This is a genomic window from Pseudomonas asplenii, assembly GCF_900105475.1.
GTDB classification, from domain to species: domain Bacteria; phylum Pseudomonadota; class Gammaproteobacteria; order Pseudomonadales; family Pseudomonadaceae; genus Aquipseudomonas; species Aquipseudomonas asplenii.
In genome coordinates, this window is the sequence record NZ_LT629777.1 from 1,289,472 (window position 1) to 1,303,864 (window position 14,393).

General features: G+C 63.9%; 14 protein-coding genes. 11 read left to right on the forward strand and 3 right to left on the reverse strand.

From position 1 onward, the window contains the following. Positions 1-126 precede the first annotated feature (126 nt). The 7 genes from rfbB to BLU37_RS05860 all read left to right on the forward strand — a co-directional run bounded on the left by rfbB (position 127) and on the right by BLU37_RS05860 (position 7,256). Positions 127-1,209, forward strand: coding sequence for a dTDP-glucose 4,6-dehydratase (rfbB, locus tag BLU37_RS05830; protein ID WP_090203083.1), 1,083 nt, complete (start codon positions 127-129; stop codon positions 1,207-1,209). Next, a complete protein-coding gene (gene rfbA / locus BLU37_RS05835) occupies positions 1,206-2,081 on the forward strand; it encodes a glucose-1-phosphate thymidylyltransferase RfbA (RefSeq protein WP_029379663.1) in 876 nt (291 codons plus the stop codon). The genes rfbB and rfbA overlap by 4 nt, the downstream gene beginning before the upstream one ends. Then, positions 2,078-2,623 carry a dTDP-4-dehydrorhamnose 3,5-epimerase gene (gene rfbC, locus BLU37_RS05840; RefSeq protein WP_090203086.1) on the forward strand — a complete coding sequence of 182 codons (546 nt, stop codon included), beginning with the start codon at positions 2,078-2,080 and terminating at the stop codon, positions 2,621-2,623. The genes rfbA and rfbC overlap by 4 nt, the downstream gene beginning before the upstream one ends. Next, entirely contained in the window at positions 2,620-3,504 is an 885-nt protein-coding gene (rfbD, locus tag BLU37_RS05845) for a dTDP-4-dehydrorhamnose reductase (RefSeq protein WP_090203087.1), read from the forward strand. The genes rfbC and rfbD overlap by 4 nt, the downstream gene beginning before the upstream one ends. Before the next feature lie 74 nt (positions 3,505-3,578). Further along, positions 3,579-5,393, forward strand: a complete 1,815-nt coding sequence (locus BLU37_RS05850) for a sensor histidine kinase (protein WP_081354665.1) — start codon at positions 3,579-3,581, stop codon at positions 5,391-5,393. Next, positions 5,390-6,778 carry a sigma-54-dependent transcriptional regulator gene (locus tag BLU37_RS05855; RefSeq protein ID WP_010453378.1) on the forward strand — a complete coding sequence of 463 codons (1,389 nt, stop codon included), beginning with the start codon at positions 5,390-5,392 and terminating at the stop codon, positions 6,776-6,778. The genes BLU37_RS05850 and BLU37_RS05855 overlap by 4 nt, the downstream gene beginning before the upstream one ends. A 22-nt stretch (positions 6,779-6,800) precedes the next feature. Further along, the gene (locus BLU37_RS05860) at positions 6,801-7,256 is read left to right on the forward strand and encodes a YiiD C-terminal domain-containing protein (RefSeq protein ID WP_090203089.1); all 456 of its coding nucleotides are present in this window, start codon (positions 6,801-6,803) and stop codon (positions 7,254-7,256) included. Positions 7,257-7,275: 19 nt separating this feature from the next. Here the strand turns inward: BLU37_RS05860 and cysQ are convergent, their stop codons facing one another. Next, positions 7,276-8,103: a 3'(2'),5'-bisphosphate nucleotidase CysQ gene (cysQ, locus tag BLU37_RS05865; protein ID WP_408003673.1), complete on the reverse strand. Its 828-nt coding sequence runs from the start codon at positions 8,101-8,103 to the stop codon at positions 7,276-7,278. An 11-nt stretch (positions 8,104-8,114) separates the two neighbouring features. Next, positions 8,115-8,681 carry an ADP compounds hydrolase NudE gene (nudE, locus tag BLU37_RS05870; RefSeq protein ID WP_010453373.1) on the reverse strand — a complete coding sequence of 189 codons (567 nt, stop codon included), beginning with the start codon at positions 8,679-8,681 and terminating at the stop codon, positions 8,115-8,117. Positions 8,682-8,769: 88 nt separating this feature from the next. Between nudE and yrfG the strand changes: the two genes are divergently transcribed. After that, complete coding sequence (yrfG, locus tag BLU37_RS05875; protein ID WP_010453371.1) at positions 8,770-9,432, forward strand: GMP/IMP nucleotidase; 663 nt, start codon at positions 8,770-8,772, stop codon at positions 9,430-9,432. 95 nt (positions 9,433-9,527) lie between these two features. On the opposite strand, the gene lysM is transcribed toward yrfG, so the two are convergent. Further along, a complete protein-coding gene (gene lysM, locus BLU37_RS05880) occupies positions 9,528-9,968 on the reverse strand; it encodes a peptidoglycan-binding protein LysM (protein WP_010453368.1) in 441 nt (146 codons plus the stop codon). Between the two features lie 138 nt (positions 9,969-10,106). On the opposite strand from lysM, the gene BLU37_RS05885 reads away from it, so the two are divergent. The 3 genes from BLU37_RS05885 (at position 10,107) to BLU37_RS05895 (ending at position 14,273) form a co-directional block, all read left to right on the forward strand. Beyond that, on the forward strand, positions 10,107-10,994 hold the full coding sequence (locus tag BLU37_RS05885; protein WP_010453366.1) for a LysR family transcriptional regulator: 888 nt from the start codon (positions 10,107-10,109) through the stop codon (positions 10,992-10,994). Between the two features lie 94 nt (positions 10,995-11,088). Continuing rightward, positions 11,089-11,928, forward strand: a complete 840-nt coding sequence (gene fdhD / locus BLU37_RS05890; protein ID WP_090203094.1) for a formate dehydrogenase accessory sulfurtransferase FdhD — start codon at positions 11,089-11,091, stop codon at positions 11,926-11,928. Continuing rightward, the gene (locus BLU37_RS05895) at positions 11,925-14,273 is read left to right on the forward strand and encodes an FdhF/YdeP family oxidoreductase (protein WP_090203097.1); all 2,349 of its coding nucleotides are present in this window, start codon (positions 11,925-11,927) and stop codon (positions 14,271-14,273) included. The genes fdhD and BLU37_RS05895 overlap by 4 nt, the downstream gene beginning before the upstream one ends. The last annotated feature ends 120 nt before the right edge of the window (positions 14,274-14,393 follow it).

The window sequence follows — 14,393 nt, forward strand, 5'->3', positions numbered from 1 at the left end:
GCAAGCCCGCAGAAAAATAGGAGAATACGCACCGATACAGGAGCAATCGCACTTGCACCAGTGCCGGCCTACCCACAAGCTATGCTGCATCAATTGAATGTCCGTCTAAGGAAAAGGCATACCGACATGCGTATTTTAGTCACCGGCGGCGCCGGCTTTATCGGTTCCGCCCTGATTCGGCACCTGATCCGCAACACCGAGCATGAAGTGCTCAACCTCGACAAACTGACCTATGCCGGTAACCTCGAGTCGCTGACCAGCATCGCGACCGATACCCGCTACGAATTCGTCAAGGCCGACATCGTCGATCAGGCCACCGTCAGTGCGGTGCTCGCGCGCTTCCAGCCCCACGCGATCATGCACCTGGCCGCCGAGTCCCATGTCGACCGCTCCATCGACGGGCCTTCGGACTTTATCCAGACCAATATCGTCGGCACCTACAGCCTGCTGGAGGCCGCCCGTGGCTACTGGTCGAAGCTCGCCGAGCCTGAGAAAAGCGTCTTCCGCTTCCATCACATCTCCACCGATGAAGTGTACGGCGACCTGCATGGTGTCGATGACCTGTTCACCGAAACCACGCCCTATGCCCCGAGTTCGCCCTACTCGGCGAGCAAGGCCGCGTCCGACCACCTGGTCCGCGCCTGGCACCGCACCTACGGCCTGCCGGTGCTGCTGACCAACTGTTCGAACAACTACGGCCCGTTCCACTTCCCGGAAAAGCTGATCCCGCTGGTGATCCTCAACGCCCTGGCCGGTAAACCGCTGCCGGTGTACGGCGACGGCCAGCAGGTTCGCGACTGGCTGTTCGTCGAGGACCACGCCCGCGCCCTGTTCAAGGTGGTGACCGACGGCGTGGTCGGCGAGACCTACAATATCGGTGGTCATAACGAACAGAAGAACATCGAGGTGGTGCGCGGTATCTGCGCCCTGCTGGAAGAACTGGCTCCGACCCGCCCGGCTGGTGTTGCACAGTTCGCCGACCTGATCACCTTCGTCAAGGACCGTCCAGGCCACGACCTGCGCTACGCCATCGACGCCGGCAAGATCGAACGCGAACTGGGCTGGACCCCGGAGGAAACCTTCGAAAGCGGCCTGCGCAAGACCGTGCAGTGGTATCTGGACAATCTGGAGTGGTGCCGTCGTGTCCAGGACGGCAGCTATCAGGGCGAACGCCTGGGCGCCCTCGATCACAAGGAGTTGTTGGCATGATGAAAGGAATCGTATTGGCCGGGGGTTCCGGCACCCGCCTGCACCCGATCACCCTGGGCGTCTCCAAGCAACTGCTGCCGATCTACGACAAGCCGATGATCTACTACCCGATCTCGGTGCTGATGCTGGCCGGCATTCGCGAAATCCTGATCATCTCCACCCCCCAGGACCTGCCGCAATACCGCAACCTGCTCGGCGACGGCAGCCAGTTCGGAGTGAGCTTGAGCTATGCCGAACAACCCTCTCCGGACGGCTTGGCCCAGGCATTCCTGATCGGCGAAGCGTTCATCGGCAATGACCCGGTCTGCCTGATCCTGGGCGATAACATCTTCCATGGGCAGTCTTTCAGCACCCAATTGCAAAAGGCTTCGCGCCAGGCAAAAGGTGCAACGGTGTTCGGCTACTGGGTCAAGGACCCGGAGCGCTTCGGTGTGATCGACTTCGACGACGAAGGTCGGGCGCTGTCCATCGAGGAAAAGCCCGCCAAACCGAAATCCAGCTATGCGGTCACCGGCCTGTATTTCTACGACAACGACGTCATTGAAATCGCCAAGGCGGTCAAGCCGTCGCCACGCGGCGAACTGGAAATTACCGACATCAACAACGCCTACCTCAAGCGCGGCGATCTGCACGTCGAGCGTTTTGGCCGTGGTTTTGCCTGGCTCGATACCGGCACCCACGACAGTCTGCTGGAGGCCTCGCAGTACGTGCAGACCATCGAACATCGCCAGGGCTTGAAGGTTGCCTGCCTGGAGGAAATCGCCTACCAGAATGGCTGGATCGATCGCGAGCATCTGCTCGAACGCGCCAAATACTTCGGCAAGACCGGCTATGGCCAGTACCTGTTCACCCTCGCCGGAGAAAAACGATGAAAGCCACGCCAACGCGGCTACCGGGCGTGCTGATCCTCGAACCCAAGGTGTTTGGCGACGAACGCGGTTTTTTCTACGAAAGTTTCAACGCGCGGGCCTTTCAGGAGGCCACGGGACTGGACCTCGATTTTGTACAGGACAACCACTCGCGCTCACAGAAAGGCGTCCTGCGCGGCCTGCACTATCAGAGGGAAAACACCCAGGGGAAACTGGTGCGGGTGATCGCCGGAGAGGTTCTCGACGTGGCGGTCGACATCCGCCGCAGCTCGGCGCATTTCGGCCAGTGGGTCGGCGTACGTCTCTCTGCCGAGAACCATCGCCAGTTGTGGGTGCCCGAAGGCTTCGCCCATGGTTTCGTGGTGCTCAGCGACTACGCCGAGTTCCTCTACAAGACCACCGACTACTACACCCCCAGCGCTGAACGTACCATTCGCTGGGATGACCCGACCCTGGCCATCGATTGGGAATTCGACGGGGTTCCGCAGCTTTCGGCCAAGGATCAGAACGGTAAATCCCTGCATGAGGCCGATCTGTTCGAATGAACACCTCCTCCCTGAAAATTCTCATCAACGGCCAGCACGGCCAGGTCTCCCGGGAACTGCAGAAACGCCTGGCCGATCTGGGGCAACTGTTCGTACTGGGCCGCGACCAGCTCGACCTGGCGAACCCTGAACAGATCCGCCAGCAGGTCCGCGCCCATCGCCCGGACCTGATCATCAACGCCGCCGCCCACACTGCCGTCGACCAGGCCGAATCCGAGCCGGACCTGGCCTTCGCGATCAACGCCACGGCGCCGGGCATCCTCGCCCAGGAAGCCGCCGACCTGGGCATCCCGTTGATTCACTACTCCACCGACTACGTGTTCGACGGCAGCAAGGCCGAGCCCTACACCGAGGACGATGAAACCAACCCGCTGAGCGTCTACGGCCGTAGCAAGCTGACAGGCGAGCGGGCCATCGCCACCGCGCACAGCCAACACCTGATCCTGCGCACCAGTTGGGTCTACTCCAACCATGGGCGCAACTTCCTGCTGACCATGCAACGGCTGCTGCAGGAAAAACCGGAACTGCGCATCGTCGCCGACCAGGTCGGCGCGCCCACCTGGGCCGGCACCATCGCCAACAGCACCCGGGCCCTGATCGAGCGCTGGCAGGCCGGCCAGGCCGGTGCCTGGGGCACCTATCACCTGACCGCCAGCGGCGAAACCTCGTGGTTCGGTTTTGCCCAGGCCATCGGCGAACAACTGCTGGCCCTGAACAAGCCCTGCGCAATCCTCGAGGCCATCCCCTCGAGTGCCTACCCGACGCCGGCCACCCGGCCACTGAACTCGCGCCTGGACTGCAGCCGCCTGTCACGCGAATGGCTGGTGAGCCAGCCGGATTGGCACACCGCATTGCGTGAATGCCTGGCCGAGCAGGGCTGAGACCGGCGAAACGTCATTTATTGATGGCGCGCCCTCCCCCATAATGCGTCGGACTCCACCGGCGCATGCTCTCGATGATCACAACTCCACCGATTCCCCGCAGACCCCGCTGGCGCAGCCTGGCGCTGCTGTTCCTCTGCCTGGCCCCGCTGCTGTGGCCACTGGAACACCTCGCCGAGCGGTATTACCGCAGCGAACTGGTGAGCCAGAACCGCCAGACGCTCGACCTCTACGTCGCCAACCTGCTCGGCACCCTGCACCGCTACGAAGTCCTGCCACAGATCCTCGGGGACCTGCCGGCCCTGCGCGACGTACTCGCCGAACCCGGGCAGAGCCTGCGCCAGGAAAGCGCCAACAGCCTGCTGCGCGATATCTGCAACCAGACCGGTGCCGAGGTCATGTACCTGATGGACACCCGCGGCAAGACACTCGCGGCGTCCAACTGGGACAAGCACGACAGTTTCCTCGGGCGCAATTTCGCCTTCCGGCCGTATTTCAGCGAAGCCATGGCCGGGCGCCTGGGCCGCTTCTTCGGCCTCGGCACCACCTCGGGCAAACGCGGCTACTTCTTCGCCGCAGCGGTGCGCGACGGTGAAAACGTCGTCGGCGTGCTGGTGATCAAGGTCGACCTGGACCACACCGAAAGCCTCTGGGGCAAAACCCCCGAGCAACTGTTGGTGACCGACCATAACGGCGTGGTGATCCTGACCTCGCGGGCGGACTGGCGCTTTCGTGCCACCCGTGCGCTGAACGGCACCGAACGCGACGCCATCACCGCCGTCCAACCCTACCCGACGCGCAATCCCCAGCCGCTGGAGATCAATCCCAAGGCCTGGCTGACCCAGACCCAGCAGATTGACGAGACCGGCTGGAGCGTCAGCATTCTCGCCCCACGGACACTGATCGACCGCCCGGTGCGGACCGTGGTCGCGATCGGTGGCGCAACCCTGCTGGTACTGATGCTGCTGCTCGGCCTGATGATGCAGCGCCGACGCCATTATCTGGAGCGGATCGCCTTCGAGGCCAAGGCCCGTCGTGAGCTGGAAATGCGTGTCGCCGAACGGACCAGCGACCTGGAAGGCCTCAACCGCCGGCTCAAGCAGGAAGTGCTGGAGCGCGAGCACGCTCAACAGGAACTGGTCCGGGCCCAGGACGATCTGGTCCAGGCCGGCAAGCTCTCGGCCCTGGGCACCATGTCGGCGAGCATCAGTCACGAGCTCAACCAGCCCCTGGCGGCGATCCGCAGCTACGCGGAAAACGCCGAAGTGCTGCTCGACCACCAGCGCACCGAAGACGCCCGGGGCAACCTCAAGCTGATCAGCGAACTGACCGGGCGAATGGCCTCGATCATCGCCCACCTGCGTGCCTTCGCCCGCCGCGACCGGCATGCCCCGGAAAGCGTGGCCCTGCAGCCGGCACTCGATGACGCATTGGCGCTGCTGGCCAAGCGACGGCGGGCAATGGACGTCGAGCTGATCCGCGACCTGCCGGCCGCCGCGCTGTGGGTCGAAGCCGGCGAAACCCGGCTGCGCCAGGTGCTCGGCAACCTGCTGGCGAACGCCCTCGACGCCCTCACCGAAAAAGCCTCGCCGCGCAAACTCTGGCTGAGTGCCCAGACTTCGCCGGAAGGCGTGACCCTGACGATTCGCGACAACGGCCCGGGCTTCTGCCTCGAAGCACTGGGCCGCGCCGGCGAGCCGTTCTACACCACCAAGACGCGCACCCAGGGCCTGGGCCTGGGCCTGGCGATCTGCGACTCGCTGATGCGCGCCTTTGGCGGCGAGCTGCTGTTTGCCAACCACCGCGAAGGCGGTGCCCTGATCACCCTGCGGATGCGCGCCGGCGCGCCCGGGGTTGCCCTGCAACCGGCCGAGGACTCGATGGTATGAATATCGACCACCAGATCCAGGTGGTGCTGATCGACGACGATCCCCACTTGCGCCAGGCCCTGAGCCAGACACTCGACCTCGCCGGTCTGAAGATCCTGCCGCTGGCCGAAGCCCGCGGCCTCGCCGGCCGGATCGAGCGCGACTGGCCGGGCGTGATCGTCAGCGATATCCGCATGCCCGGCATGGACGGCCTCGAGCTGCTCAACGAACTGCATGCCCAGGACCCGGAACTGCCCGTCTTGCTGATCACCGGCCACGGTGACGTGCCGCTGGCGGTCCAGGCGATGCGCGCTGGCGCCTACGACTTCCTGGAGAAACCCTTCGCCAGCGACGCGCTGCTCGACAGCGTCCGCCGGGCCCTGGCGGTACGCCGCCTGGTCCTGGACAACCGCAGCCTGCGCCTGGCCCTGAGCGACCGCCAGCAACTGGCAACCCGTCTGCTCGGCCATTCGCCACAGATGCAGCGCCTGCGCGAACAGATCGGTGCCCTCGCGGCGACCAAGGCCGACGTGCTGATCCTCGGCGAAACCGGTGCCGGCAAAGAAGTGGTCGCCCGCGCCCTGCACGATCTGTCGAGCCGCCGCAACGGTCCGTTCGTGGCGATCAACGCCGGCGCGCTGGCCGAGTCGGTGGTGGAAAGCGAACTGTTCGGCCACGAGCCAGGCGCCTTTACCGGCGCGCAGAAGCGCCGGATCGGCAAGTTCGAATTTGCCAACGGCGGCACCCTGTTCCTCGATGAAATCGAAAGCATGAGCCTGGATGTGCAGGTCAAGCTGCTGCGCCTGTTGCAGGAGCGGGTGGTCGAGCGCCTGGGCGGCAACCAGTTGATCCCGCTGGATATCCGCATCATCGCCGCGACCAAGGAAGACCTGCGTCAGTCCGCCGACCAGGGCCGCTTCCGCGCCGACTTGTACTACCGACTGAATGTCGCACCGCTGCGCATTCCGCCACTGCGCGAACGGGGTGAAGATGCGCTGATCCTGTTCCAGCATTTCGCCGACGAAGCCAGCAGCCGCCACGGCCTGCCAGCCCACAGCCTGCAACCGGCGCATCGGGCGTTGTTGTTGCGCCACGACTGGCCAGGCAACGTGCGCGAGCTGCAAAACGCCGCCGAACGCTTCGCCCTCGGGCTGGAACTGGCGCTGGACAACGGTACCTCGGAAAACCTCGATGCGCAGATCGCCAGTGGCAGCGGCGGGCTGAGCGAACAGGTCGAGCATTTCGAAAAATCGCTGATCGCGGCCGAACTGGCGCGCTCGCACAACTCCTTGCGCAGCCTGGCCGAAGCGCTGGGTATTCCCCGCAAGACCCTGCACGACAAGCTGCGCAAACACGGGCTGAGCTTTGACAGCGCCAGCCACAGCGGCGGCGAAGAGCTCGAATGAATCACGCAACAGAGGTCACTGCATGAACCGCGACAGCCATTACCTGGAATCCATCCTGCACCACGACATCCCCCTGACACGCGAGATGGGACTCAAGGTCGCCGGCTGGGACGCCGGGCAACTGCGCCTGTGGCTACCGCTGGAGCCCAACGTCAACCACAAGAGCACCATGTTCGGCGGCAGCCTGTACTGCGGCGCGGTGCTGGCTGGCTGGGGCTGGCTGCACCTGAGCCTGCGCGAAGCGGGGATCGAGGACGGACATATCGTCATCCAGGAAGGCCAGATCAGCTATCCGCTGCCGGTCACTGGCGATGCCGAGGCGCACTGTGCGGCACCGGAGGAGAAAGTCTGGAAGAAATTCCTGGCCACCTACCAGCGTTACGGCCGGGCGCGACTGACGCTGGAAACCCAGGTGATGAACGTCGGCAGCGACGACGAAGCCGTGCGCTTCAGCGGCCAGTACGTACTGCACCGCTGAAACCCCCGGCTACTAAAGGTCAGGCCTGCGGCAGCGTCGGTAACTGGGCCCGCCACGGCGCCTGCTCGGGCAAGGCCAGGAAGAACGGATTGAGCAACGATTCCCGCGCCGGATAGCTGAAGCGTTCACCGCTCAGCTCCAGCACTTCGCCGCCCGCACCTTCCAGCACCCCCTGGGCCGCCGCCGTGTCCCACTGCGAAGTCGGCGCCAGGCGCGGATAGAAGTCCGCCGCCCCTTCAGCCAGCAGACAGAACTTCAGCGAGCTGCCGATATTCGCCAGTTCCAGATCGCCCAGGCTGGCGCTCAGCCCGGACAACAATTGTTCCTGCTCAGGACTGGAATGCCGCCGGCTGGCTACCACCGTGAACGCGGAACCCGCCGGCGGTTGTTGACGAACCCGGATCGGCTCAGGCGGCAAACCGGCATCCGCACGCCAGGCACCCAGGCCGGCACCGCCGAAATAACTGCGGCCACTGGTCGGCATCGACACCACACCAAAGACCACACGCCCCTGTTCGATCAGCGCGATATTCACGGTGAACTCTTCACTGCCGCAAATGAACTCCTTGGTGCCATCCAGAGGGTCCACCAGCCACCAGCGCTGCCAAGCGGCGCGGACCTCAAGGGGAATGTCGGCATCCTCCTCGGACAACACCGGAATATCCGGGGCCAGCGCGGTCAGGCCGGCAACGATCAGGTGATGAGCGGCCAGGTCCGCCGCCGTTACCGGCGAGGCATCGGCCTTGTCCATCACTTCGACATCAGCGCGCCAGAACGGCAGGATCGCCTCACCGGCCTGGTGCGCCAGTTCAATCACCGGGGCCAGGAAGGGGTGCGGCAGACTCATAAACGGATCACTCATGGTTGAAACACTCCACGCTGGGTCAACAGGTCACGGGCCAGGTACAACGCCGCCAGCGCACGACCTTCGGTGAACTGCGGGTTCTGTGCCAGAGCGGACAACTCGCGCAGGTTCACCCGGTCGACCTGCATCGGCTCGGGCTCGTCGCCTTCAAGACGTTCTTCATATAAATCGCTGGCCAGGACCACCTGGATCTTCTGGCTCATGTAACCCGGCGACAACGACAACTCGGTCAGGTGTTCCAACTGCCGGGCACCGAAACCGGCCTCTTCCTTCAGCTCACGCTCGGCGGCCGCCAGTACATCCTCACCGGGCTCGATCAGGCCCTTGGGCAACGACCACTCGTATTCGTCGGTGCCACCGCAATATTCCTCGACCAGCACGGCATGCTCGGCGTCGAGCATCGCCACGATCATCACCGCGCCATAGCCTGCGCCCTTGCCCACCAGCCGCTCATAGGTGCGCTCGACACCATTGGAGAACCGCAATTGAAGTTGTTCGACCCGGAACAGACGGCTGCTGGCGACGATTTCACGGGCAAGGATGGTCGGTTTCTGGCGCATGGCGGCTCCTGGGCATTAACGGGTTACTATACCGTGGCTTTTCCGATTGTCTGTGTCGGATATCCTTTTCCCGGTCGAGAAGTTTTCCATGCCTTCATTACCCTGGCGCGACATCGATACCGTTCTGCTGGACATGGACGGTACCCTGCTCGACCTGCATTACGACAACCACTTCTGGATGGAGCATCTGCCCCGGCGCTATGCCGAACTGCACGGCGTCAGCCTGGCCCTGGCCGAAGCGGAGCTGGGTGCGTTGTTCCAGGACAACGCCGGCCAGTTGCAATGGTATTGCCTGGACTTCTGGAGCCAGGAGCTCAAGCTGCCAGTGCGCGAGCTGAAACTGGAGACCGCGCATCTGATCGCCCTGCGCCCGGATGCCGATACCTTCCTGGCGGCGATCCGGCAGGCGGGCAAGCGGGTGATCATGATCACCAACGCCCACCGCGATTCATTGTCGCTGAAACTGGAACGAATCGAGCTGGCTCCCTACTTCGAACGCCTGATCAGTTCCCATGACTATGGCTTCCCCAAGGAATCCCCACAGTTCTGGGACGCTTTGCAAGCCGATATCGGCTTCGATCCGGCGCGCAGCCTGTTCATCGATGACACCCTGCCAATCCTGCGCAGTGCCGCACGCTTTGGCGTGGCACACCTGCTGGCGGTGAGCGAGCCGGACAGCCGCAAGGGGCCCAAGGACACAGAGGAGTTTGCTGCGGTGGGTGACTACCGCGAATTGATCGCTGACTTGTAGGAGCTTGCGGTGCGGCGATCCGACTTGCCCGCGAAGGCGCTCTCAAGGGCGCAAAAAGCTTCGCGGGCAAGCCAGCTCCTACAGGCCGCCGTGCACTACTCGGGAATACGCAGCGTCTGCCCCGGATAGATCCGATCCGGGCTCGACAACATGGGTTGGTTGGCCTTGAAGATCTTGTCGTACAGGTCGGCATTGCCATAGACCGCCTTGGCAATCGCACTCAGGGTGTCGCCCGGCTTCACCACGACAAACCGCGCAGGCTCAGGCGCCGGCCCGCTGAACGTGATCTGGTCGTCGACGCTGCCGATACCGGCGATATTGCCCAGGGCCAACAGGACCTTTTCCTTCTCCTCCTGGCTGGCCACCGTGCCCGTCACCGTGACCTTGTCGCCCTCCACGGTGGCCTGGACATTCGGGTTGCCCAACCCGACCTTGGCGATATGCTCCTTGAGTTGCTCACCGGCGTTGGCATTACCCGGGGTCAGCAAGCCCAGCAGTTTCTCTCCCGCCTCTTTCACGAAGCTCAAGATACTCATGGTTGTTTCTCCTCGATGGGTGATATCCAGACGCGAACCACTCGACCGGGCACGTCTGCGACAGGTTCCGGACAGACCCATGACTCAGCGTAGCCCAACCGCGCTAGAATCCCGGCCTGAACCGCGCCTGGAGCGACGATGGACATCAAACAGCTGAAATTCCTGATTGCCCTGGACGAGACACGCCACTTCGGCCAGGCGGCGGCGCGCTGCCACATCACCCAGCCGACCCTGTCCATGCGCCTGCGCAACCTGGAGGAAGAACTCGACCTGCAGTTGGTCAACCGTGGCCAGCGCTTCGAAGGTTTCACCGCCCCCGGCGAACGGGTGCTGGCCTGGGCCAGAACCGTGCTGGCCGCCTACGACGGCCTGCAGGCCGAGGCCGCCGCCTGTCGCGGCAACCTGATCGGCACCCTGCGCCTGGGCGTGGTACCGCTGTCGAACTTCGATCCGCTGCACCTGATGCAACGCCTGCACGCCGAACATCCGAACCTGCGCTTCGAGCTGTCGTCCCTCAGCTCCGAACAGATCCTCGAACACCTGGCGAGCAATCGCCTCGATCTCGGCGTGTCCTACCTGGATCGCCTGGACACCGAGCGTTTCGACGCCCTGCCGCTGAGCGAAACCGCCATGGGCCTGCTCTACGACCAACGCTATTTCCAGTTCGGTGAACAACCGCTGAGCTGGGAGGCGCTGATCGAACTGCCACTGGGCATGCTCACCAGCGGCATGCACTTTCGCCAGTCCATCGACCACAACTTCCACAGCCGTGGCCTGAGCCCACAACCGCTGCTGCAGACCGATGCCGTTCATCAGTTGTTGCAAGCCGTGAACGGCGGCCTGTGCTGCGCAATCATGCCGCTGCACAGCGGCCTTGAGACGCTGACCGACAACCTGGGCCTGCAACCGATCGAAAACGCCCGGACCCTGGCCCGCCTGGGCTTGATCATGCGCCATGGGGCGCCCCGTTCAGCGCTGGCGGAAGCCTGTTTCGCGCTCTATCAGCAATCGCCGAACGAGTATTGATCGAGGGCATCTATCGGTGAATCAGTACTAGCGATTAGACGCGACCATTTGCCGCGCTTAGTCTTGGTACTGGATACACCACCGGTAATGCCCCATGAACGCCAAGCCCGAGGCCTGCGCGATTTCTGTTTCAGCAGCACCCGCGCCCGCCGCTAGCCAGAGCTACCAGTACTGCAACCTCGATCACAGCGCCGCCGCCGAAACCGCGCTGGCCGAAGAGGTGGCGCTGGCCATTGCCTACAACGGCATCAGCCAGGCCGTGATGCTGGTCACACCTACCGACCTTGAAGACTTTATCGTCGGTTTCAGCATCGGCAGCGGGATTATCCACGACGCCAGCGAACTCTATGACCTGAAGCTCAGCGGCAGCGGCTCGGCACAGCAGGCCGAGGTGGAAATCTCCAGCCGCGCGTTCTGGAACCTCAAGGAACAGCGTCGCCAGTTGGCCGGTACCAGCGGCTGCGGCCTGTGTGGCGTGGAAGCGGTGGAGCAGGCACTACCCGAACTGAAGGTGTTGCCCGGCGCGCCGTTACCGCCCGCCGAATGGCTCGTCGACCTGCGTCAGCGCATCAGTGCCTTCCAGCCCCTGGGCCAGCACTGCGGGGCGGTGCATGCCGCGGTGTTCATGAACGGCCAGGGCGAACTGCTGCTGGGCCGCGAAGACATCGGTCGGCACAACGCCCTCGACAAGTTGATCGGCGCACTGATCCGCCAACAGATCCCGACTGCCGGTGGCCTGGCGATCGTCACCAGCCGCTGCAGTCTCGAATTGATCCAGAAGGTACTGCGCGCCGGCATCCAGACCCTGGTCAGCCTGTCGTCCCCCACCGGCCTGGCCCTGCAATGGGCGCGCCGGCACAACCTCAATCTTATCCACCTGCCGCAAAAAAGTGCGCCGCGGGTCTACAGCCCTGCGATGGAGAATCCCGCGTGAGCAATCATCAACAAGCCAACCAGACCCCGACCCCACGCTACAAGCCCTACAAGGGCGCGGCAGGCGGCTGGGGCGCACTGATCAGTGTCGCCCAGGCCTGGTTGACCAGCGATAACGCGCTGAAGAATATCCGCATGATGCTCAAGACCAACCAGAACGGCGGCTTCGACTGCCCGGGCTGCGCCTGGGGCGACTCGCCGGAAAGTGGCATGGTCAAGTTCTGCGAAAACGGCGCCAAGGCGGTCAACTGGGAAGCGACCAAGCGCCGGGTGGATGCAGCGTTCTTCGCCAAGCACAGCGTCAGCTCGCTGCTCGAACAGTCCGACTACTGGCTCGAGTACCAGGGCCGCCTGACCGAACCGATGAGCTATGACCCGACCACCGACCGCTACCAGCCCATCAGTTGGGATGCCGCCTATACGCTGATCGCCAAACACCTGCTGAACCTCTCCAGTCCCGACCAGGCCGAGTTCTACACCTCGGGCCGGGCCAGCAACGAGGCGGCGTACCTCTATCAGCTGTTCGTCCGGGCGTTCGGCACCAACAACTTTCCCGATTGCTCGAACATGTGCCATGAAGCCAGCGGCGTGGCCCTGGCGCAAAGCGTCGGGGTTGGCAAAGGCACCGTGACCTTCGACGACTTCGAACACGCCGACGCGATTTTCGTCTGGGGCCAGAACCCCGGCACCAACCACCCGCGGATGCTCGAACCACTGCGTGAAGCGGTCAAGCGCGGCGCCCAGGTAGTCTGCATCAACCCGCTCAAGGAGCGTGGCCTGGAGCGCTTCCAGCATCCGCAGCACCCGCTGGAAATGCTCACCAACGGCAACAAGCCGACCAATACCGCCTACTTCCGTCCGGCCCTGGGCGGCGACATGGCCGTGCTGCGCGGCATGGCCAAGTTCCTGCTGCAATGGGAGCGCGAGGCCCAGGCGGCAGACGCACCGTCGGTGTTCGATCATGACTTCCTCAACGAACACACCGCCGACGTCCTCGACTACCTGGCGTCCATCGACGATACCTCCTGGGAACAGATCGTCGCGCAATCGGGCCTGCCCCTGGTGGAGATCGAACAGGCGGCGCGGATGTACCTTAAGGGCAAGAACGTCATCATGTGCTGGGCCATGGGCATCACCCAGCACCGTCACTCGGTGGCGACCATCCAGGAAATCACCAACCTGATGCTGCTGCGCGGCAACATCGGCCGCCCAGGCGCCGGCCTGTGCCCGGTACGTGGCCACAGCAACGTGCAGGGCGACCGCACCATGGGTATCAACGAGCGCCCACCGGTGGCGCTGCTCGACGCCCTGGAGCGGCGCTTCCAGTTCAAGGTCCCGCGCAGCAACGGTCACAACGTGGTCGAAGCCATCCATGCCATGCTCGAAGGCCGCGCCAAAGTGTTCATCGGCCTGGGCGGCAACTTCGCCCAAGCCACCCCGGACAGCCCACGGACCTTCGAAGCCCTGCGCAACTGCGACCTGACCGTGCAAATCAGCACCAAGCTCAACCGCAGCCACCTGACCCACGGCAAGGAAGCACTGATTCTGCCGTGCCTGGGCCGCACCGACATCGACCTGCAGGCCGAAGGCCCTCAGGCGGTGACCGTGGAAGACTCGTTCAGCATGGTTCACGCCTCCAACGGCCAGTTGCAGCCACTGTCCAGACACATGCGTTCGGAACCATCGATCATCGCCGGCATCGCCGCCGCGACCCTCGGCGCGCAGCCGGTGGACTGGAGCTGGCTGGTGGGCGACTACAACCGCATCCGCGACCTGATCGCCGACACCATTCCCGGCTTCAAGGATTTCAACCAGCGCCTTGAACACCCGGGCGGTTTCCACCTGGGCAACTCGGCCGGCATGCGGCGCTGGAACACCGCCTCGGCGCGGGCGAACTTCCGCGCCAACCGCCTGCCGACCGACCTGATCCACGAGCGCACCCATGCCACGGGCAAAAAACCGGACCTGATCCTGCAGTCGATGCGCTCCCACGACCAGTACAACACCACCATCTACGGTCTCGATGACCGTTATCGTGGGGTCAAGGGCCAACGCGAGGTGCTGTTCGTCAACGAAGCGGACATCATCCGCCTGGGCTTCAAACCGGGGCAGAAGGTCGACATCGTGTCGCTGTGGGAAGACGGTCGCGAGCGTCGGGTCAAGGGTTTCACCCTGCTGGCCTTCGACATTCCCGCCGGCCAGGCGGCGGCCTACTACCCGGAAGTGAACCCGCTGGTGCCGTTGGAAAGCGTCGGAGACGACAGCCACACCCCCACCTCCAAGTTCGTCGCGATCTGCCTGGAGACGGCCAGCGAGAACGGCCTGATCCTCGCTCAGGCAAGCTGACCCAGCTTGCAGGGGCGCACCATAGAAGGCGCCTTGGAGCACCGCCAAGACGATAGCAAAAGGCCACTCGACAAGCTGATGGCACTTTACTAGAGTCTTCCGGCGGTGCTCCTCATCCCC

Bases quoted from the DNA above. Each gene is read 5' to 3' on its own strand.
- BLU37_RS05885 (WP_010453366.1), top strand. From the start codon at position 10,107: ATGGACATCAAACAGCTGAAATTCCTGATTGCCCTGGACGAGACACGC.
- cysQ (WP_408003673.1), bottom strand. From the start codon at position 8,103: ATGAGTCTGCCGCACCCCTTCCTGGCCCCGGTGATTGAACTGGCGCAC.
- rfbB (WP_090203083.1), top strand. From the start codon at position 127: ATGCGTATTTTAGTCACCGGCGGCGCCGGCTTTATCGGTTCCGCCCTG.
- nudE (WP_010453373.1), bottom strand. From the start codon at position 8,681: ATGCGCCAGAAACCGACCATCCTTGCCCGTGAAATCGTCGCCAGCAGC.
- BLU37_RS05850 (WP_081354665.1), top strand. From the start codon at position 3,579: ATGATCACAACTCCACCGATTCCCCGCAGACCCCGCTGGCGCAGCCTG.
- rfbA (WP_029379663.1), top strand. From the start codon at position 1,206: ATGATGAAAGGAATCGTATTGGCCGGGGGTTCCGGCACCCGCCTGCAC.
- BLU37_RS05860 (WP_090203089.1), top strand. From the start codon at position 6,801: ATGAACCGCGACAGCCATTACCTGGAATCCATCCTGCACCACGACATC.
- fdhD (WP_090203094.1), top strand. From the start codon at position 11,089: ATGAACGCCAAGCCCGAGGCCTGCGCGATTTCTGTTTCAGCAGCACCC.
- lysM (WP_010453368.1), bottom strand. From the start codon at position 9,968: ATGAGTATCTTGAGCTTCGTGAAAGAGGCGGGAGAGAAACTGCTGGGC.
- rfbD (WP_090203087.1), top strand. From the start codon at position 2,620: ATGAACACCTCCTCCCTGAAAATTCTCATCAACGGCCAGCACGGCCAG.
- BLU37_RS05855 (WP_010453378.1), top strand. From the start codon at position 5,390: ATGAATATCGACCACCAGATCCAGGTGGTGCTGATCGACGACGATCCC.
- rfbC (WP_090203086.1), top strand. From the start codon at position 2,078: ATGAAAGCCACGCCAACGCGGCTACCGGGCGTGCTGATCCTCGAACCC.
- yrfG (WP_010453371.1), top strand. From the start codon at position 8,770: ATGCCTTCATTACCCTGGCGCGACATCGATACCGTTCTGCTGGACATG.